The organism is Pseudomonas sp. GW821-FHT09H03, from assembly GCF_059415945.1.
The window spans coordinates 109,343-127,844 of record NZ_JBWKOF010000008.1 but is presented as its reverse complement, the minus strand read 5'-3'; the positions used below and the strand labels follow the sequence as shown (position 1 = coordinate 127,844).

At 58.2% G+C, this 18,502-nt stretch carries 19 protein-coding genes and 1 pseudogene; 8 read left to right on the top strand and 12 right to left on the bottom strand.

The annotated features are described in order from the left end of the window. The first annotated feature begins 53 nt into the window (after positions 1–53). Positions 54–758 (top strand): hypothetical protein, encoded by a 705-nt coding sequence (locus tag AC07OG_RS13470; RefSeq protein ID WP_495067237.1) that lies wholly within the window; start codon positions 54–56, stop codon positions 756–758. Between the two features lie 325 nt (positions 759–1,083). Here AC07OG_RS13470 and AC07OG_RS13465 read toward each other — a convergent pair whose 3' ends face one another. From AC07OG_RS13465 to hmpA, 10 genes and pseudogenes are all read right to left on the bottom strand, one after another. Further along, positions 1,084–1,578, bottom strand: a complete 495-nt coding sequence (locus AC07OG_RS13465) for a RidA family protein (RefSeq protein WP_060543052.1) — start codon at positions 1,576–1,578, stop codon at positions 1,084–1,086. A 308-nt stretch (positions 1,579–1,886) separates the two neighbouring features. Beyond that, on the bottom strand, positions 1,887–2,201 hold the full coding sequence (locus tag AC07OG_RS13460) for a helix-turn-helix domain-containing protein (protein ID WP_060543051.1): 315 nt from the start codon (positions 2,199–2,201) through the stop codon (positions 1,887–1,889). Next, positions 2,198–2,540, bottom strand: a pseudogene (locus AC07OG_RS13455) (toxin). Before AC07OG_RS13455 ends, AC07OG_RS13460 begins: the two are co-directional and overlap by 4 nt. 200 nt (positions 2,541–2,740) lie before the next feature. Further along, positions 2,741–3,628: a heme o synthase gene (gene cyoE / locus AC07OG_RS13450; RefSeq protein WP_060543049.1), complete on the bottom strand. Its 888-nt coding sequence runs from the start codon at positions 3,626–3,628 to the stop codon at positions 2,741–2,743. 11 nt (positions 3,629–3,639) lie between these two features. Continuing rightward, a complete protein-coding gene (cyoD, locus tag AC07OG_RS13445; protein WP_495067236.1) occupies positions 3,640–3,975 on the bottom strand; it encodes a cytochrome o ubiquinol oxidase subunit IV in 336 nt (111 codons plus the stop codon). Continuing rightward, positions 3,976–4,602: a cytochrome o ubiquinol oxidase subunit III gene (locus tag AC07OG_RS13440; protein WP_110660132.1), complete on the bottom strand. Its 627-nt coding sequence runs from the start codon at positions 4,600–4,602 to the stop codon at positions 3,976–3,978. 3 nt (positions 4,603–4,605) lie between these two features. Next, a complete protein-coding gene (cyoB, locus tag AC07OG_RS13435; protein ID WP_495067235.1) occupies positions 4,606–6,636 on the bottom strand; it encodes a cytochrome o ubiquinol oxidase subunit I in 2,031 nt (676 codons plus the stop codon). A 3-nt stretch (positions 6,637–6,639) separates the two neighbouring features. Beyond that, a complete protein-coding gene (gene cyoA / locus AC07OG_RS13430; protein ID WP_060543045.1) occupies positions 6,640–7,575 on the bottom strand; it encodes a ubiquinol oxidase subunit II in 936 nt (311 codons plus the stop codon). Between the two features lie 818 nt (positions 7,576–8,393). Continuing rightward, positions 8,394–8,903 (bottom strand): disulfide bond formation protein B, encoded by a 510-nt coding sequence (locus AC07OG_RS13425; RefSeq protein ID WP_060543043.1) that lies wholly within the window; start codon positions 8,901–8,903, stop codon positions 8,394–8,396. A 286-nt stretch (positions 8,904–9,189) separates the two neighbouring features. Beyond that, a complete protein-coding gene (hmpA, locus tag AC07OG_RS13420) occupies positions 9,190–10,371 on the bottom strand; it encodes an NO-inducible flavohemoprotein (protein ID WP_495067234.1) in 1,182 nt (393 codons plus the stop codon). A gap of 154 nt (positions 10,372–10,525) precedes the next feature. Here hmpA and norR point away from each other — a divergent pair, with 154 nt between their 5' ends. The 4 genes from norR to AC07OG_RS13400 all read left to right on the top strand — a co-directional run bounded on the left by norR (position 10,526) and on the right by AC07OG_RS13400 (position 14,281). Then, a complete protein-coding gene (gene norR, locus AC07OG_RS13415; RefSeq protein ID WP_060543041.1) occupies positions 10,526–12,076 on the top strand; it encodes a nitric oxide reductase transcriptional regulator NorR in 1,551 nt (516 codons plus the stop codon). A 384-nt stretch (positions 12,077–12,460) separates the two neighbouring features. Beyond that, complete coding sequence (locus AC07OG_RS13410) at positions 12,461–13,363, top strand: chemotaxis protein CheV (RefSeq protein ID WP_060543040.1); 903 nt, start codon at positions 12,461–12,463, stop codon at positions 13,361–13,363. A 27-nt stretch (positions 13,364–13,390) separates the two neighbouring features. Further along, a complete protein-coding gene (locus AC07OG_RS13405; RefSeq protein WP_495067233.1) occupies positions 13,391–13,849 on the top strand; it encodes a GNAT family N-acetyltransferase in 459 nt (152 codons plus the stop codon). Positions 13,850–13,954: 105 nt separating this feature from the next. Next, positions 13,955–14,281 (top strand): hypothetical protein, encoded by a 327-nt coding sequence (locus AC07OG_RS13400; protein WP_060543038.1) that lies wholly within the window; start codon positions 13,955–13,957, stop codon positions 14,279–14,281. Positions 14,282–14,354: 73 nt separating this feature from the next. On the opposite strand, the gene AC07OG_RS13395 is transcribed toward AC07OG_RS13400, so the two are convergent. Next, positions 14,355–14,612: a hypothetical protein gene (locus AC07OG_RS13395; protein ID WP_060543037.1), complete on the bottom strand. Its 258-nt coding sequence runs from the start codon at positions 14,610–14,612 to the stop codon at positions 14,355–14,357. Positions 14,613–14,803: 191 nt separating this feature from the next. Here AC07OG_RS13395 and AC07OG_RS13390 point away from each other — a divergent pair, with 191 nt between their 5' ends. Together AC07OG_RS13390 and AC07OG_RS13385 are read left to right on the top strand one after the other, a co-directional pair. Beyond that, positions 14,804–15,778, top strand: a complete 975-nt coding sequence (locus AC07OG_RS13390; RefSeq protein ID WP_495067232.1) for a 2-hydroxyacid dehydrogenase — start codon at positions 14,804–14,806, stop codon at positions 15,776–15,778. A gap of 183 nt (positions 15,779–15,961) precedes the next feature. Next, a complete protein-coding gene (locus AC07OG_RS13385; RefSeq protein WP_495067231.1) occupies positions 15,962–16,471 on the top strand; it encodes a DUF2165 family protein in 510 nt (169 codons plus the stop codon). A gap of 6 nt (positions 16,472–16,477) precedes the next feature. Here the strand turns inward: AC07OG_RS13385 and AC07OG_RS13380 are convergent, their stop codons facing one another. After that, on the bottom strand, positions 16,478–17,380 hold the full coding sequence (locus AC07OG_RS13380; RefSeq protein WP_495067230.1) for a DMT family transporter: 903 nt from the start codon (positions 17,378–17,380) through the stop codon (positions 16,478–16,480). A gap of 138 nt (positions 17,381–17,518) precedes the next feature. Between AC07OG_RS13380 and AC07OG_RS13375 the strand changes: the two genes are divergently transcribed. Next, a complete protein-coding gene (locus tag AC07OG_RS13375) occupies positions 17,519–18,394 on the top strand; it encodes an AraC family transcriptional regulator (protein ID WP_060543033.1) in 876 nt (291 codons plus the stop codon). Positions 18,395–18,502 lie beyond the last annotated feature (108 nt).

Sequence of the window (18,502 nt, the reverse complement as noted above, 5' to 3'; positions counted from 1 at the left end):
AGGCCCCCGTGCTTTCTCGCCTCAATTCAAGTTACAGAAGTAGTGAAATTTCAATGTCCGATTCCAACACCGCCGAATCCGTAGTCACCTTGTCGTCCAAAGCGGAATACGAAAACTCCATCAATCTTTCACAGCACGTGCCCCAGGCCAAGACCATCAGCGAGATGGTGCTGGACGCTTTCCAGTCCACTCGCGAAAGCGACCAGATTCGCGAGCTGCGCGCCGCCATTCGCCAGGCTCATGACAGCTTCGACGACGATAAGGCCTACGAACTGATGGGCCAGCTCAAGCAACTCAAGGATGCCGAAGCCGCCGACATCGCGGCTCTGGAAGACTTGAGCAGCAAGTTCCCGATCAGCCGCATCCTTTCCAGTTTCAAGGACGACCCGGCGTTTCAGGAGATCGTCTACGGCCTGGCCCTGAAGGTGCTCAACCAGACCCACCAGGCCATCAGCAACCCTGGCAGCGGCAAAAGCAAAGCCGCACGGGCCAAGAAAGAAGTCGAAGTGTTCACCATCAGCAAGGACGGCGTGAGCGTCACCTTGCCGTTGCGCACCCCGCGCTCGCGCTTGAACATCGACCGTGAAGCCCTGGAGTTCCTCGGCTTTACCTTCGTTGGCGAAGGCGAAGAAGCGGAACTGGACGGCGAGACGTTCCTGGACAACTCCGGGGCTGAACTGGCGGTCAACCGCAAGAACATCATCACCGCCCTGCAACAGCAGACCGCGTTTGCTGGCTACGCCATCGCCGCGCAATAGTCCAAAGCGCGATAAATTCTGGTGAGGCTCATCTGTGACAAGGGGGCTCATCTGTGGCAGAGGGCTTGCCTGTGGCGAGGGGGCTTGCCCCCGTTGGGCCGCGAAGCGGCCCCAAAACCTGCCACCGAGCCGTATCAGATACACCGCGTGTAATGGTCTTGCGGCTGCTCCTCAACCGAACGGGGCGGTGCTGCGGTGCGGCGGTCCGACGAACCCCCTCGCCACAGGCAAGCCCCCTCACCACAAGGTGTGTGCCCCGCTTGAGAGAACAGCATGACGCCCCAGTGCGGGGCGTTTTATTGCCCGCGATTCATTCCATCCTTGTTCAGGAGACCGATGGACGCAATGCCGCGATCATGTCCACCTCAATCGCGGCGTTCTTCGGTAACTGATAAACACCAACCGTCGTTCGCGTGTGTTTGCCCGCCTCACCCAGAACATGGCTGAATACATCCGACGCGCCATTGGCCACTTCGCTCAGGTCGACAAAATCCGCTGTCGACTTCACATACACCGTCACCCGAATCAGCGATTTGATTTTGTCCAGCGAACCGATCGCATCGACGATCAGCGCCAGCCCACGCAGCGCACTGATGCCGGCTGCCGCTTGCGCATCGGTCAGGGTCAGATCCAGCCCGACCCGGCCGGGGTAGTGAATTTTGCCGTTCATGCGTGGCACCAGACCGCTGATATAGAGTTCGTCGTGGTGACGGATCAGCGGTGCGTAATGCCCGCCGACGGTGTTTTCGCCATAGATGTCGTAACCGAATTCCTTGGCCAGGGCGATGAAGCGTTCATCGCAGGTCATGTTCCCAATCATTTAGCCAGTCCTCTTGATCAGTACTGCAAAAAATTCTCGCCCTTGCCCGTTCAACACACAGCTGCGCCAATACACAGCAGCGTGAAGCTCAGGGAGCGGCGGCCAAGCACCCATAAAGCTGATGGCAACAACAATAACAAGGGCCGATAGCCCAGGGCCAGAACGCTGTTGGTGGCCGCGTCGAGCCAGACATTGGCCTTGTCAAACTCCGCAAACGGCGACACCGCCTTGCCATCCCAAACACTGCACCAACAAAAAGCCCCGCGCTTCTCTCGAAGGCGGGGCTTTTCAATTGTTCGATGGTTTGATCAAACGACTGCCAGTCGATCAACCATATCCGGAAATTTCTCCACCAACCTGATCAACAAGGCGGCCTGAGCATTTGGCTTCGACTTTTGCTGTTCCCAGTTTCTCAGGGTGCTGGGGCTGGTGCGAATTCGCTTGGCGAAAACGGCTTGGGACATGTGCAACTTTTCCCGTAGTGCAACGATTTCCTGCGCCCCCACCTCAGGAGCCGGAATGTCCTCCACGGTCGTGTTGCGCAACGTAATCTTGCCTTCGCGTTGAGCCGCCATCTCATCAACGCCCTGCATCAACTCTGCAAACAGGTCGCGTTTTTTCATGGGGTACCTCGTTTTTTCAACTCTGTTTCTATGGCTTTCTTGAGCACCTTTTCTTGGTCGGCGGTCAAATTCTCAAGCTCATCTTTGTCATAAATTGCAAACATCCAGAACTGGCCATCATTCATAAGCCAATAATAGATAACCCGCAAGCCACCTCGCCTGCCTTCCTCGACGCTCATCGGCCCAGCGGAGTTTTCGAAAGCCTCCCGTGCGAGGCATCACAGCGCCCGCCAGGGGATTGAGCTGCATGCGGGTTTGCAGCGCACGATACTCATCGTCCGTCAGATAATTGCCAACGGTGGCAGTAAAGGATGTGGTTTCGAAGAATACGGTTCGCATCGCCTAACTATACGCAATATGCTTATAGTCAGGCAACCGGCGAGTCATCTTCCTGACAAACCCTGCTAACGACCTCGACCTGCTAAAAAGCATTGTCTCGTCCTGAAACAGGTGTAAACCTTATTCAGGACGAGACACATCCAAACAAAAAGCCCCGCGCTTCTCTCGAAGGCGGGGCTTTTCGGTGCAGCATCTGAATCTTAAGGCGCGTACGTCAGCAACAGCTCTGCCGGCACCTTGAAGTCCAGGGACATCATCACGCTCAACGCGGTAATGGTGAAGATCGAGAACACGAACAGCTTGCGTGCCCAGACCGTGTCATCCACTGCCTTGTAGCCGGTCCAGGCCATGTACAGCCAGTACATGCCCATGGCGGCGGCGACGGCGAGGTAGCTCATGCCGGCGTAGCCGCTGAAGGTCAGCATCAAGGTCGCCACGAGGAACGCCAGGATGTAGAGCAGGATGTGCTTCTTGGCCACTTTGATCCCGCGCTTGACTGGCAGCACCGGAATCGATGCGGCCAGGTAATCGTTGAAGCGGAAGATCGCGATGGCGTAGGAATGCGGCATCTGCCACAGGCTGAACATCACCAGCAGGGTCAGCGCGGCCATGTCGAAGGTATTGCTTACCGCGACGTAGCCGATCACCGGCGGCATGGCGCCCGACAGACTGCCCACCAGCGTGCCGTGAACCGACTTGCGCTTGAGGTACAGGCTGTAGAAGCCGACGTAGATCACGAAGCCGATGACTGCGAACAAAGCAGCCAGCGGATTGGCTACTTTGTACAACAACACAACGCCGGCGACACCCAGGACGGTCGCGTAGATCAGGGCCAGTTTCAGGGAGATCAAGCCCTGGACCAGCACCCGGTTCTTGGTGCGCTCCATCTTCAGGTCGATGTCGCGGTCGATGCAGTTGTTGAACACGCAACCGGAGGCGACCACCAGGGACGTGCCGATCATGGCGGCCAGGAAGATGGCCAGATCGACATGCCCTTTGGAGGCCAGGAAAAATCCGCCTGCCACAGAAAGCACGTTACCGAAAATGATCCCCGGTTTGGTGATTTGGATAAAGTGCTTGAGGGACATGCGGACTTACCTCACTTCGCCATCATGAACGTGTGGATGCTGAACATGATCCACAGCGACAGGCCAACCAGCAGGACAATCACGATCGCGGCAAAGACAAACGCAATCACGTTGTTACGCTGCGCGGCCGAACGGTCTAGGTGCAGGAAGTACACCAGGTGCACCAGCACCTGGATGACGGCCATTGCGACGACGATCATCAGGGTGATCGACTTCGGCAGCGTCGGGTACATCACCAGGCCGAACGGGATCAGGGTCAGGATCACCGACAGGATGAAACCGATGCCGTAGGACTTGACGCTGCCGTGACCGGCATCGTGGTTGTCGTGGGAATGTGCGTTAGCCATTTACATAGTCCCCATCAGGTAAACAACGGTGAATACACAGATCCACACAACGTCCAGGAAGTGCCAGAACAGGCTCAGGCAGCTCAGACGGGTCTTGTTGGTCGCCGTCAGGCCGTTTTTCTGCACCTGATACATCATGATCGCCATCCAGATCAGACCGCTGGTCACGTGCAGACCGTGGGTGCCGACCAGGGTGAAGAACCCGGAGAGGAAGCCCGAACGGCTAGGGCCGTAGCCCTCGGAGATCAGCATGTGGAACTCGTTGATCTCCATGCCGATGAAGCCGGCACCGAACAGGAAGGTCATGGCCAGCCAGCCCAGGACCTGCTTCTTGTTGCCCTTGAAGAACGCCAGCATGGCGAAGCCGTAGGTGATCGAACTGAACAGCAGCAGAGCGGTTTCGCCCAGTACGTATGGCAGTTCAAAGATATCGTGGCCCGACGGGCCACCCGCTACGTTGTTAACCAGTACCGCGTACGCTGCGAAGATCGACGCAAACAGAATGCAGTCGGTCATCAGGTAGAGCCAGAAGCCGAATACGGTCATCTCGCCCGAGTCGTGGTGATGGTCATCATGCCCATGTCCATCGACATGGGTGTGTCCAGCATTGGTCACTAAGTTCGACATGGTTTAAGCCTGTTCCAACGAGGTTTCAACACGGGTGGCAGTGGCTGGGACTTTCCCGGCTGCTACCAGACGCTTGTGCTGCTCGGCTTCGATGCGCTCGATCACGTCGACCGGCACCATATAGCCTTGATCATCACGGGCCGCGTGGATCACGAAGTAGATCACGGTGCCGGCCAGGCCAGCGATCGCCAGCCACCAGATGTGCCAGATCATCGCGAAGCCGAACACGGTCAACAGTGCGCCCATGACCACACCGGTCGCGGTGTTGTTTGGCATGTGGATCGGCTCGTACTTGGCCGGAGCCTTGTACGCGGTGCCGTTTTCCTTGGCTTCGGTGAACGGGTCGACTACGTCGGCTTTTGGCAGCACGGCGAAGTTGTAGAACGGAGGTGGCGAAGAGGTCGACCATTCCAGAGTGTGAGCATTCCACGGGTCACCGTGTTCGCACATGTTCTCTGGCTTGTTGCGGTCACGCACACTCACGTAGAGCTGGATCAACTGACAAGCGATACCCACGGCGATCATCACCGCACCGAACATGGCGACGTACAGGTACGGCACCCACTCAGGGTTGGTGGTGGCGTTCAGGCGACGGGTCATGCCCATGAAGCCCAGAGCGTAGAGCGGCATGAACGCGACGAAGAAGCCGCTGATCCAGAACCAGAACGCTGCCTTGCCCCAACCTTCGTGCAGCTTGAAGCCGAACGCTTTCGGGAAGTAGAACGCGAAGCCTGCGATGTAGCCGAATACCGCGCCGCCGATGATCACGTTATGGAAGTGCGCGATCACGAACAGGCTGTTGTGCAGAACGAAGTCAGCACCCGGAATGGCCAGCAGTACGCCGGTCATGCCGCCGATGGCGAAGGTCACCATGAAGCCCAGGGTCCACAGAACCTGGCTGGTGAAACGCAGACGGCCCTGGTAGATGGTGAACAGCCAGTTGAACAGTTTCACACCCGTCGGGATGGAAATCAGCATCGTCGCCAGACCGAAGAAGGCGTTGACGCTGGCACCCGAACCCATGGTGAAGAAGTGGTGCAGCCAGACCATGAAGCCCAGGATCGAGATCGCGCCCGATGCATAGACCATCGAGTGGTGGCCGAACAGTTTCTTGCCGGTGAAGGTCGAGATGACTTCAGAGAAGATACCGAACGCTGGCAGGATCAGGATGTACACCTCAGGGTGACCCCATGCCCAGAACAGGTTCACGTACATCATCGGATTGCCACCAAGTTCGTTGGTGAAAATGTGGAAATCCATGTAACGGTCAAGCGTCAGCAGTGCCAGGGTAGCGGTCAGGATCGGGAACGAAGCCACGATCAGGACGTTGGCCCAGGTGCAGGTCCAGGTGAAGATCGGCATGTCCATCAGCTTCATGCCAGGGGTACGCATTTTCAGCACGGTGGCCAGGAAGTTGACCCCCGTCAGCGTTGTCCCCAGACCCGATAGCTGTAGCGCCCAGATGTAGTAGTCCATCCCCACGCCAGGGCTGTATTGCAGACCCGACAGCGGTGGATAGGCAACCCAGCCGGTCTTGGCGAATTCGCCGACGCCCAGGGACAGGTTGATCAGCACCACGCCGGAAACCAGCAGCCAGAAGCTCAGGGAGTTCAGGAACGGGTAGGCAACGTCACGCGCGCCGATCTGCAGCGGCACTGCAAGGTTCATCAGGCCGGTGAAGAATGGCATCGCCATGAAGATGATCATGATCACACCGTGGGCGGTGAAGATCTGGTCATAGTGTTCAGGTGGCAGGTAGCCAGGCGAACCCTCGGTGGCCATGGCCAACTGGGTACGCATCATGATGGCGTCGGCAAAACCGCGCAGCAGCATGACCATGGCGACGATGATGTACATCACGCCGATTTTCTTGTGGTCGACCGACGTCAGCCACTCGGTCCACAGGTAGGTCCACTTCTTGAAATAAGTGATACCTGCAAACAGTGCCAGACCACCCAGCGCGATCATGGCGATGGTCACCATCACGATCGGCTCGTGGAACGGGACCGCTTCCCAACTTAATTTACCAAACATCGTTTACTCCTCTGCCCCGGCAGCTGAATGCGAATCCATGTCCGTAGCGGCCACTTCTTTCTCTTTCTTCTCGTGCTTCACTTTCGGACCTGGTTTCATGCCTTCGTACTTGTCGACGATGGTCTGGAACAGGTTCGGTGTGACCGAGGAGTAGAGCTCGACTGGGTTGTTCTGGCTCTGCTTGGCAAGGGCTGCGTATTCAGCTTGTTCAAGCTGTTTAGGTGCCTTTTTGACTTCACTGACCCAGGCGTCGAAATCTTCCTGGGAAGTTGCGATCGCTTTGAATTTCATACCGGTGAAACCGGCGCCGCTGTAGTTGGCGGAGATACCGTCCATTTCAGCGTTTTCGTTGGCGATCAGGTGCAGCTTGGTCTGCATGCCCGCCATCGCGTAGATCTGGCCACCCAGAGCAGGGATGAAGAACGAGTTCATCACAGCGTCGGAAGTGATCTTGAAGTTGATCGGGGTGTGCGCCGGGAACACGATCTTGTTGACCGTGGCGATGCCTTGTTCCGGGTAGATGAACAGCCACTTCCAGTCCAGCGCGACCACTTCGATGGTCACAGGCTTGACGTCGGATTCCAGTGGCTTGTACGGGTCAAGGGCGTGGGTCGACTTGTAGGTGACGTAACCCAGGGCAATGATGATCAGTACCGGAACAGCCCACACCGCGATCTCGATCTTGGTGGAGTGGTTCCATTTCGGCGTGTAGGTAGCGCTGGTGTTGGACGCGCGGTATTTCCAGGCGAACAGGAAAGTCATGACGATGACCGGAACCACGACCAACAGCATCAGCAGCGTTGCGGTGATGATCAGGTTTCGCTCGTCCAGACCAACCTGGCCCTTGGGATTGAGCAAGGTCATGTTGCAGCCTGACAGCAGCAACGTGCCGATCAGCGGCAATAAGCCTAGTAGTCTGGGGTACCTGTTTTTACTCATCTCACGACCTCTAAAGCAGCTTGCGCAATGCAGTTGGGTTTTGATCGCCAACACTTCACCCTGCCAAGGGTTGGCATTTTTCTTGGATTGAATAAGGGCCTGCCCGTCGTGGCGTCAGACGCGTTTCGACAAATCCTGGGCCTGCGTTGAGTTCTTATTCGAATTCGTGGTCAAAGGCCTTGTTACAGACCAATTCCATTTGGTGCGGGTAGTTGGCGGCACCGACACCGGGGTCGCGTGAAGCTCTCGACACCCTGTCCCGCTCAGTACCTGATCAAGGATTGAGCAGTGCCGGGAATTCAGTGCGGGCGATTGTAGATATGTAGCGTTTTATAAACCATGTCTCATCCCGAAATAATTTTTATCCGAAGCGGCAACAATCATTCGCCGATCTCGTAAAAGTCGCGCATCTTATCGAAATAAATTCTCAACAAAAACACCAAAATAAGTAGGTCTACCCCCGGCATTTCAGACAGTATCGACGCAACTTCCATTGCCCTCGACCTTGCCGCAAGCCCGATATGACAAGGGCTCTGGCCATTCGCCAGACCTTGTTAAAACTGCCTGTTCCAGCTCGACGTGGTGGAAGTCGGCAACGGCCGGAACAGGCTGATTGGGTGACTCGATCACCTGCTGATCCGGCTTCATGAAATGACCTGCGACCTTTTCGCTGTGACAACGTGTCGCACACGTGTCGCACCCCTGACTGTCACGCATCACGGTCTTTTTACCGGGCATGTGAAATGCAAAAACGCCCCGCTCCTCTCATCGAGGACCGGGGCGTTTTTTTGTCCGACAATGGTTGCCGGCAGATGAACTCAGCGCAGCGCTTTACGGTTACGCGAGGTCAGTAGCGGCACCAGAATCACGATCAGCACGAAGGCCAATAGTGCCCACTGCGCCAGCGACAAACCGAGGATGGGTGGATAGGGCGTGGAGCAGAAGCCGTCGACCTGGAAACCCAGCGGGAAGATCTTCGCCAGCGGCAGGCCGTCGACTATGGGTTGCAGCACATCGATGCCACAACTGATCGCCGGATAGAACTGCGTATAAACGTGATGCCCGGCCACTGCGACACCCGCCAGAGCGCAAATCACCACCAGGGTTTCAAAAATCGTGATGCTGCGGCGCGAACGCATGGCGGCGCCGACGAAGGCAAAAATGGCGATCAGCAGCAATGCGTACCGTTGCAGGATGCACAGCGGGCAAGGCGCCTCGCCCAGCACAATCTGCATGTACAACGCGCCACCGATCAGTGCCAGGCAAATGATGCCCAGCAACACCAGATAGCGTCGTTCACGCCCCAACCGCATGGTTTCCTCGCTCATCGCGTTTCCCTTCAATATATCGATTGCCCGCCAGTCTACACGCTGGCCATGACCTTTGAGAGCCTGGAGCGTGTCGGGGGATTTGGGGGAATAGACGATAAGCGGGTTAAGAAGGGATTAACTTTCAAAGGTTTTTCACAAGTTGAAAACGCGGTGCAGCATTCGCGAGCAAGCCCGCTCCCACATTGGATTGACGCCGGACACAAAACTTTGTGTTCACCGCGATCAGTGTGGGAGCGGGCTTGCTCGCGAAGCTGGCGACTCGATCCCCGAGTCACCTCGCTACTTACTCCAGCGCCGAAGCCGGCCCGAAGAACTCGTAACGGCTCTGTTTCTCCGGCACACCCAAGGCCTTGAGGTGGCGCTTGATCGCTCCCATGAAGCCCTTCGGCCCGAGGAAGTAAGCATCCACATCGCGCTCTTGCGGCAACCATTCGTTCAACTGTTGCTGGCTCAGCAATCCAACCTTGTGCGCCGCCGGGCTCACACCGTCATCCTCGGCATAGCAATAGAAGCGCTTGAGTTGCGGATGACGCTCGGCCAGCCCGTCGATCCAGTCGCGGAACGCATGAACGCTGCCGTTACGCGCGCAGTGAATGAAATGCACTGGACGCTCGGTTTGCAATGCCGCTTCGAGCATCGCCAGGGTTGGCGTAATGCCGACTCCGCCGCTGATCAATACCAGGGGTTTGTCGCTGGCAGTCAGCACAAACTCACCCGATGGCGGAAACAACTGGATGCTCGCACCGACCGGCAATTGGTCGTGCAGATAGTTGGAGGCGCGGCCACCGCTTTCGCGCTTGACGCTGATGCGGTACTGGCCTTTGCTCGCCAAGGCCGACAGTGAATAGTTACGACGGATTTCCTCTCCATCGAGGAACAGTTTCATGCCGATGTACTGGCCCGGTTCAGCAGCGAGAATCGGTCCTTTGTCAGCCGGTTCGAAGTAGAACGAGGTGATTTCCGCGCTTTCCTCGACCTTGGCTGCAACGATGAAATCCCGCGCTCCACGCCAGCCGCCGGGTGCCTGCGCTTTCTGGTCGTAAATGCTGCCTTCGGCACCGATCAGAATGTCGGCCAGTTGACCGTAAGCTGCACCCCAGGCTGCAATCACTTGCGGCGTGGCAATTTCTTCGCCCAGCACTTCGGCGATTGCACGCAGCAGGCAGTTGCCGACAATCGGGTAATGTTCCGGCAGGATCTGCAGGGCCACGTGCTTGTTGATGATCTTGGCCACCAGATCACCCAGTTGATCGAGCTGATCGATGTGGCGCGCATACATCAGCACGCCGTTGGCCAGGGCGCGCGGCTGATCGCCGCTGGCCTGGTGGGCCTGATTGAACAATGGGCGCACTTCAGGGTATTCGCAGAGCATCATGCGGTAAAAGTGCGTGATCAACGCTTCGCCACCGCTTTCCAGCAGCGGGACAGTGGATTTGACGATGGCACGGTCTTGGGCGCTCAGCATAAAGTGACTCCAGGTTTCTTGATTGCTAACTGATTGCCCTATACTTATCAGCTTCCGTGCCAACTATTTTATTGTTTAAAATCAAAAGCTTAGTATCAACATAGTCATTTAGACACAGACTGCTTTATAGTCATACCGACTACATGGAGTCAATATGACTGCAAAATCCCTGCTGACCGCACTGCTGCCTCTGGTCTCTGACCTGTCCCGTGAACTCCCCGAAGGCGAGCGCTATCGCCGCTTGCTCGAAGCGATGCGCGCCCTGCTGCCGTGCGATGCTGCCGCGCTGCTGCGTCTCGATGGCGAATGGCTGGTGCCGCTGGCCGTCGATGGCTTGAGCACCGACACCCTCGGCCGGCGCTTCAAAGTCAGCGAACATCCGCGCTTCCAGGCACTGCTCGGCAGCCCTGGGCCGACGCGCTTCGCCGCCGACAGCGAGTTGCCCGACCCTTATGACGGTCTGGTCGATGGCCTGGATGATCATCTGGAAGTGCATGATTGCATGGGTTGCCCACTGTTTATCGACGAGCGTCCATGGGGCCTGCTGACCCTCGATGCCCTCGACCCGGAGCGCTTCGAACCGATCGAACTGGACGCTCTGCAAGCCTTCGCCAGCCTCGCCGCCGCCACGGTCAACGCCGCCGAGCGCATCGAACGCCTGGCCAATCGCGCCGAAGACGAACACCAGCGCGCCGAGGTGTACCGCCAGGCCAGCGGCCAGCAGAGCCGCGAGATGATCGGCCAGAGCAAGGCCCACAAACGGCTGGTCGAAGAAATCAATCTGGTCGGCGGCAGCGATCTGACCGTGCTGATCACCGGGGAAACCGGGGTGGGCAAGGAGTTGGTGGCCCAGGCCATTCACGCCGCCTCGGCCCGCGCCGACAAACCGATCATCAGCCTCAACTGTGCCGCGCTGCCGGACACCCTGGTGGAGAGCGAGCTGTTCGGGCATGTGCGCGGTGCCTTTACCGGGGCGATGAACGACCGGCGCGGCAAGTTCGAACTGGCCAATGGCGGCACGCTGTTTCTCGATGAAGTCGGCGAATTGTCATTGACCGTGCAGGCCAAGCTGTTGCGCGTGCTGCAAAGCGGCCAACTGCAGCGATTGGGTTCGGACAAGGAGCATCAGGTCGACGTCCGCCTGATCGCGGCAACCAACCGCGACCTGGCCGAGGAAGTGCGCAGCGGCCGTTATCGTGCCGACTTTTATCACCGCCTCAGCGTCTACCCGTTGCTGGTGCCGGCGCTGCGCGATCGCGGGCGTGACGTGTTGCTGCTCAGCGGGTATTTCCTGGAGCAGAATCGTTCGCGCATGGGCCTCAACAGTCTGCGCCTGGGTAGTGATGCGCAAAACGCACTGCTTGCCTATGACTGGCCGGGCAATGTTCGCGAACTGGAACACTTGATCGGCCGCAGCGCCCTCAAAGCGCTGGGTAACTGTAAGGAGAGACCGAAGATTCTAAGCCTGAGCGCCGCGGATCTGGACTTGCCCAATGGCAGCGTTGAAGTCACCGCACAGCAGCCTGCAGCGCCTGCGATGACGCTGGTAACGGGAGACTTGCGCGAGGCCACCGAGAACTATCAACGCCAAGTGATCGCCGCGTGCCTGGAACGGCATCACAACAACTGGGCTAGTGCCGCGCGTGAACTAGGCCTGGATCGGGCGAACCTGGGGCGCATGGCCAAGCGCTTGGGGATGAAATGAATCCCCCTGTGGCAAGAGGGCATGCTGTGGTATGGGGGTTGCTGTGGAACGGGGCTTGCTGGGGAACGGGGCTTGCTGGGAATTGGGGCTTTCTGTGGCGAGGGGGCTTGCCCCCGTTCGACCGCGAAGCGGTCGCAAAGGCTGGGGAGCGCTTCGCACTCCGACGGGGGCAAGCCCCCTCGCCACAGCAAGCCCCCTCGCCACAGAAGGCTCCCTGACCACAGAAGGCGCCGTGACCATAGCGAGCTCCCTCACAACAGAAAGCCCCATTGCCACAGGTAGACTGATTGCATTAAAGCCTGCCCCCAACAAGTCGATAACCCGGCATCGATAGCCGTTGGCCATCCCGGGATTGCCCGCCACCTTTCTCAACAGAAGGTTCATATGACCGCCACCAAAGCCCGCGCAGACTCACTGTCGCTTCTGCTGTTTACCTTGCGCAGCGGCAAGCTGATGGCGATCAACCTGCTCAAGGTCAGTGAAATCATTCCCTGCCCGCCGCTGACCAAGTTGCCGGAGTCGCATCCTCACGTCAAAGGCATCGCCACCCTGCGCGGAGCGTCGCTGTCGGTGATCGACCTCAGCCGCGCCATTGGTGAGCGCCCGCTGGAGGACCCGAACGGCGGTTGCCTGATCGTCACCGATGTCAGTCGCTCCAAGCAGGGGCTGCATGTTCAGGCAGTCAGCAAGATCATCCATTGCCTGACCACCGACATCCGTCCGCCCCCCTTCGGTTCCGGCGGCCTGCGTTCGTACATCACCGGTGTGACCTCGGTCGATGGCAACCTGGTGCAAGTGCTGGATATCGAAAAAGTCATTCACGGCATCGCCCCGGTGCAGATCGAGATGGCACCCACCGAACTGAGCATGGAGGACGCCGAGACGCTCGGCAGTGCGCGGATTCTGGTAGTCGATGACAGCCAGGTCGCACTGCAACAGTCGGTGCACACCCTGCGCAACCTCGGCCTGCAATGTCATACCGCCCGCAGCGCCAAGGAAGCCATCGACTGCCTGCTGGACCTGCAAGGCACCGCCAATCAGATCAACCTGATTGTCTCGGACATTGAAATGTCGGAAATGGACGGTTACGCCTTTACCCGTACCCTGCGTGAAACTCCGGACTTCGCACACCTCTATGTGTTGCTGCACACTTCCCTCGACAGCGCGATGAACGCAGAGAAAGCGCGCGTGGCCGGGGCGAATGCGGTACTGACCAAGTTTTCTTCACCCGAGTTGACCCAGTGCCTGATCACCGCAGCCAAGGCCGTTGCCGAGCAAGGTTATTGAGTCTTGGCCGGAGAATTTTGCTGGCTGATGCGGCGCGACCTTACTGACGTCGTGCCGCAAGCCATCTGGCCAGCCGGCGTGCAGTTGACTCAATATCACCCTGCCCTCGCCGCTGCCGTGCACCAACTGATGGAGCTCGGCCATCGGCAAGGTGGTGGTCGCGTTCCGGCGCTGGACGCCTGGCAACAGCGGTTCGAAACCGACCCCGAATACGACCCGTCCCTGTGTTTCATTGCTCTGGACGCCGAGGGCGTGGTTGCCGTGTGCCAGTGCTGGACCAGCGCGTATATCTACAATCTGGTGGTGCATCCGCGGGCTCAACGACAAGGTTTGGGCCGCGCGTTGCTGCTACAGGCGTTCAAGACGTTTCAACAACGCCGGGAGGGTTTCGTGGATTTGAAGGTGCTGGAAGACAATCAACGGGCGCAGCGATTGTATGAAAGTGTCGGGATGCGCGTGGTTCGCCGGGAGGCGGTGCCGGTCTGATACATCGCCTTCGCGATCAGGCTCGCCATGACGGCCTTACAGATACCATCCCACCATCAGGCATACTCACCCCTTGGACCGCACCTGCCCAAGGACTCCTGAACCATGAAAGCCGCAACCCTGAGCCTGCTCTGCATCGCCGCCCTCGCCCATCAGGCCAGCGCCTCCAGCCTTGACGCCTGGGCCGCCTACGACAAGACAGTACTGGCCAGTTGCACCAAGGCCAGTGGCCTGAAGAATGCCAACCCCGTCGGCAACCCTGCGCAGTTCGATGATCGCGTCGGTTATACCGCGCTGCTGCTCCAGGGCCAGTACCCGCAAAAACACATGAAAGGCGCGCAAGGTACCGAGCTGTGCCTGTACAGCAAAAAGAGCAAAACCGCGTATGTCACCGAATGGGACTCTATCCGGCCAACTGCCAAGGCACAGTGAAGGGTGCATGACATGCTTCGATACCAGTATTTGCGGCGGCATTAGTCGCCGCAGTCACCGAGCAACCTGAAACCTAGCGCTTGCCCATCGAACGACGAGTCCCGGGAGGTGCCATCCCCGGAGTCTTGGTGTGGCCGTTCTTGGCGCCGTTCTTGTACCACGGCTGGTTGGAGTTCTTGGCCGCTGCCAGCTCGCCGGGCTTGAACGGGAACTTGAACGCCGGGATCGCAGCCTCGGTTTCGCTGTCTGCGCTGGAGTCGACGCTGTCTGGCAGCTCTGCCTGGGCGACGCTGGATGCGTCGGCTACCGGCGGTTGTTTCGGGGATGTCATGAAAGCTCCGGGTGGTGCATAAATGTCGGGCCCGATCAGCGAGCCGCGAAAGGCGCCAGTATAACGGATCGTGAGCGACAAGCCTCTAGCGGCAAGTTTAAAGCCGCTCCCTTCACCGTGACTTGCCGCTTGTAGCTGCCGCCGGGCGAATGTTAGCGTGCTCAGCATTCTCCGCCCGACGAGCCCGCCTCATGAAAAAGACCGTCCTGGCTTTCAGCCGCGTCACTCCCGAAATGGTCGAACGCCTGCAACAAGACTTCGACGTCATCGTGCCGAATCCGAAAAACGGTGACATCACCGCTCAATTCAACGAAGCCCTGCCTAATGCCCACGGCCTGATCGGCGTGGGTCGCAAACTCGGTCGCACTCAGCTGGAAAACGCTACCCGCCTGGAAGTGGTTTCCAGTGTCTCGGTGGGCTACGACAACTACGATCTGGCGTACTTCAATGAACGCGGGATCATGCTCACCAACACGCCCGACGTGCTCACCGAAAGCACTGCGGATCTTGCCTTCGCACTCTTGATGAGCAGCGCCCGTCGCGTCGCGGAACTCGATGCCTGGACCAAGGCCGGCCAATGGCAAGCGACCGTTGGCGCACCGCTGTTCGGTTGTGATGTGCACGGCAAGACCCTGGGCATCGTCGGCATGGGCAACATTGGTGCGGCCATTGCCCGACGCGGTCGCCTGGGCTTCAACATGCCGGTCATTTACAGCGGTAACAGCCGCAAGACCGAACTGGAGCAGGAACTCGGCGCGCAATTTCGCAGCCTCGATCAACTGCTGGCCGAGGCCGACTTCGTCTGCCTGGTTGTACCCCTCAGCGAAAAGACCCGACATCTGATCAGCCATCGTGAACTCGCGCTAATGAAGCCGAGCGCCATTCTGGTGAACATTTCCCGTGGGCCTGTAGTGGATGAACCGGCCCTGATTGAAGCGCTGCAAAACAACCGGATCCGTGGCGCCGGGCTGGACGTCTATGAAAAGGAGCCGCTGACCGAGTCGCCTCTGTTTCAGCTGAAAAACGCCGTAACCTTACCCCACATCGGCTCGGCCACCCATGAAACCCGCGATGCCATGGCCAACCGTGCCCTGACTAACCTGCGCAGCGCCTTGCTGGGCGAACGACCGCAGGATCTGGTTAATCCGCAAGTGTGGAAAGGCTGATTGAACGAAGGCACGTCCTGCTGGACGTGCCACTTTACAAATCAATAAAACAACCTCAACCAACCACTGTGCACAACACAGTTAGAGACATAACTTGCAAAGCACCCCTTGGCCCCTCCCTTCTAAAGCCCTATAAACTCCGAACATCGATAAATCCATCGCCGCATATTCGGAGCACACAACATGCACCACTTCACCAGCGCCTACGTGATAAGGCGAAGCAAAGTTTTAATTGTTTTCATGGCGACACTATTCGGACTAACTACTCTTGCCAACAACTTCACCGACTACTCTGCCTATGCAGAGTTCATTGGTAATGTCCTCAGCATGACCAATACCGAAGGCAACGATTCCAGGCGCCACAGGGCCGTTACCTCGGGCCTTCTCCATCACCGATTGTACTGGGCCATCATCACGCTCGAGATAATTTTCACCTTTTGTCTGTTACTGGGCACCCTTCAACTCCTGCACAAGCTCAATGCACCGCGCAGAGAATTCAATGAAGCAAAAAAATTTGCAATAATAGGTTTCGCTACAGCAATCTTCACCTACCAAACCTTTTACTCAATCATTCTTAATGAATGGTTCGACATGGCTTTCGCCCCTCACCATACCGGTTATGAGTGGGCCAGAAACAATATTGAATATATGTTCCTGGGATTAATATTCCTCACCTTGCCAAGGGACAGTTAAATAGTTTCAGGCCAGTTTTTCCGCCGTGGAATTGACGCCGGCCCTGGGCTTGCGAAACACCAGCACATTACCCGACATCACCATCAGCAGCCCCACCAGTGCCGGCGCCGTCCATTGGTAACCTTCGGCAAATGCCGAGACATTGAGCGCCACCACCGGAAACAGCACGGTGCAATAGGCGGCACGCTCGGGCCCCATGCGCCCGACCAGGGTCAGGTAGGCCGTGAAGCCGATCACCGATCCCGGAATGACGAGGTACAGCAACGAGCCGATGTAGCGCGTGTTCCACTCCATATCGAATGGAATACCTTTGACCAGGCACCAGACCGAGAGCATCGCCGCGCCGTAGGCCATGCCCCAGGCGTTGGTAGTGAGCGGCTTGAGGCCCGCCTTTTGCTGCAGGCTCGACAAAATGTTGCCTGCCGAGAAGCACAAGGTGCCACACAGTGCCAGGCCGAGCCCCAGAAGGGTTTCAGGGCTGGCGGTGTGCCCTGCCAGTTCCGGCCAGAACAGTAACCCAAGGCCCAGCAGACCCAAGGCACCGCCCATCAGTACGTTGCGTGCAATTCTCAGGCCGAAAAACACCCGCGCATTAAGAGCGTTCCATAGTGTGGCGGTAGAAAACACCACGGCCACCAGGCCACTGGGAATCCACTGGCTGGCGGTGAGAAAGCACATGAAGTTGACGCAAAACAGGCACAGCCCCTGGGCCAGACAAATCAAATGCCCACGCCGGTTCATCACTTGCAGGCGCCGGCTTAGCAGCAGCATCACGAACAGCACCAGCGCGGCGAGGCCGAAGCGATAGACTATCGACACCGGAATGGCCACCACACCCAGCTGCCATTTCAAGGCGATCCAGGTGGTGCCCCAGATCAAGACGGTCAACAGGTACAAAGAAAGGTTCATGACACAGGCTCCTCAATAGGAGCCCAGTGTCCTGCGATGGGCTTGGGCGCACTTGCATAATCTTGCGCATTTGTCAGGTGACGGGCTGGCAGGTGATCGACTACAGAGTAGGATGCAAGGCGTTGGAGAGAACCGATCATGGCCGCACTGGACACCTTGCAAGTCTTTCAAGCCCTCAACAGTTCGCCGAATGCTCGTCTCGAGCACAGTGCCGAGCTCGGTGACGGCTTGTCCGCAGCCTTGTGGAGCAATCATCACGATGCCAGGGATTACGAAGCTCCCAGCCACCACACCCTGTCCTGCTACCTCTCCGGAGGCACCGGCACCTTTCGCCGCGACCAGCCCGGCAAAAAGGGCGCCCCGGACAAGCTGTGCATCCTGCCCGCCGACCACCAGTCAGGCTGGGTGATCAACGGCGACATTCGCCTGGCTCACCTGTATTTCAGCCCACAACAGTTTGCCCTTGGCTGCGTCACCCTGCTCGATCGCGAACCGCGTGAGGTACAACTTCGTGAGCAAACCTTTCTGGAGGACCCTCAACAGGCATTACGTTTTCGGCAGTTGATCGCCCTCAACTGGGACGAACCGGCGGAGCGCCTGCTAACCAGCAGCCTGGCTCATGAAATGCTCAGTCATGCCCTGCTCAGCCAGGTCGGCGTGCGTCAAGGTCTGCGCCTCAAGGGTGGCCTGGCCGCACACCAGCGTCGGCACTTGATTGAGTTTATCGACAGCCAACTGGCTGAAGCTCTCAGCCTGGGGCAGTTGGCCGCGCTGTGCGCGCTATCGGAATACCACTTTGCGCGAATGTTCCGCGAAAGCTTCGGCTTGCCGCCGCACCAGTATGTGTTGGCGCGACGCTTGAGCCGGGCGCGGGATTTGCTGCGCACAACAGTGCAGCCGCTGGGAGATATTGCCCTGGCCTGCGGATTCTCCAGTGCCAGTCATTTTACCAACCGGTTTCGTCAGGCTCTGGGCGCGGCTCCGGGGGAATATCGGCAGGCGTTTGTGCGTTAACCCGCAATTGCTTGTTCGAATCGCCCGCAACGCCGTACAAACAAAACGGGCCTGCGATTGCAGGCCCGTTGTTTTCAGGTGAAAGACTGGGGAAGGTAAAGTGAATCA

What these genes read in the sequence shown, in the direction of transcription:
- AC07OG_RS13410 (WP_060543040.1), top strand. Translation starts at nt 12,461, where the DNA reads ATGACCGCCACCAAAGCCCGCGCAGACTCACTGTCGCTTCTGCTGTTT.
- AC07OG_RS13470 (WP_495067237.1), top strand. Translation starts at nt 54, where the DNA reads ATGTCCGATTCCAACACCGCCGAATCCGTAGTCACCTTGTCGTCCAAA.
- cyoA (WP_060543045.1), bottom strand. Translation starts at nt 7,575, where the DNA reads ATGAGTAAAAACAGGTACCCCAGACTACTAGGCTTATTGCCGCTGATC.
- AC07OG_RS13400 (WP_060543038.1), top strand. Translation starts at nt 13,955, where the DNA reads ATGAAAGCCGCAACCCTGAGCCTGCTCTGCATCGCCGCCCTCGCCCAT.
- hmpA (WP_495067234.1), bottom strand. Translation starts at nt 10,371, where the DNA reads ATGCTGAGCGCCCAAGACCGTGCCATCGTCAAATCCACTGTCCCGCTG.
- cyoE (WP_060543049.1), bottom strand. Translation starts at nt 3,628, where the DNA reads ATGTCCCTCAAGCACTTTATCCAAATCACCAAACCGGGGATCATTTTC.
- cyoB (WP_495067235.1), bottom strand. Translation starts at nt 6,636, where the DNA reads ATGTTTGGTAAATTAAGTTGGGAAGCGGTCCCGTTCCACGAGCCGATC.
- AC07OG_RS13425 (WP_060543043.1), bottom strand. Translation starts at nt 8,903, where the DNA reads ATGAGCGAGGAAACCATGCGGTTGGGGCGTGAACGACGCTATCTGGTG.
- AC07OG_RS13385 (WP_495067231.1), top strand. Translation starts at nt 15,962, where the DNA reads ATGCACCACTTCACCAGCGCCTACGTGATAAGGCGAAGCAAAGTTTTA.
- AC07OG_RS13390 (WP_495067232.1), top strand. Translation starts at nt 14,804, where the DNA reads ATGAAAAAGACCGTCCTGGCTTTCAGCCGCGTCACTCCCGAAATGGTC.
- AC07OG_RS13440 (WP_110660132.1), bottom strand. Translation starts at nt 4,602, where the DNA reads ATGTCGAACTTAGTGACCAATGCTGGACACACCCATGTCGATGGACAT.
- AC07OG_RS13465 (WP_060543052.1), bottom strand. Translation starts at nt 1,578, where the DNA reads ATGATTGGGAACATGACCTGCGATGAACGCTTCATCGCCCTGGCCAAG.
- cyoD (WP_495067236.1), bottom strand. Translation starts at nt 3,975, where the DNA reads ATGGCTAACGCACATTCCCACGACAACCACGATGCCGGTCACGGCAGC.
- AC07OG_RS13375 (WP_060543033.1), top strand. Translation starts at nt 17,519, where the DNA reads ATGGCCGCACTGGACACCTTGCAAGTCTTTCAAGCCCTCAACAGTTCG.
- norR (WP_060543041.1), top strand. Translation starts at nt 10,526, where the DNA reads ATGACTGCAAAATCCCTGCTGACCGCACTGCTGCCTCTGGTCTCTGAC.
- AC07OG_RS13380 (WP_495067230.1), bottom strand. Translation starts at nt 17,380, where the DNA reads ATGAACCTTTCTTTGTACCTGTTGACCGTCTTGATCTGGGGCACCACC.
- AC07OG_RS13395 (WP_060543037.1), bottom strand. Translation starts at nt 14,612, where the DNA reads ATGACATCCCCGAAACAACCGCCGGTAGCCGACGCATCCAGCGTCGCC.
- AC07OG_RS13460 (WP_060543051.1), bottom strand. Translation starts at nt 2,201, where the DNA reads ATGAAAAAACGCGACCTGTTTGCAGAGTTGATGCAGGGCGTTGATGAG.
- AC07OG_RS13405 (WP_495067233.1), top strand. Translation starts at nt 13,391, where the DNA reads ATGCGGCGCGACCTTACTGACGTCGTGCCGCAAGCCATCTGGCCAGCC.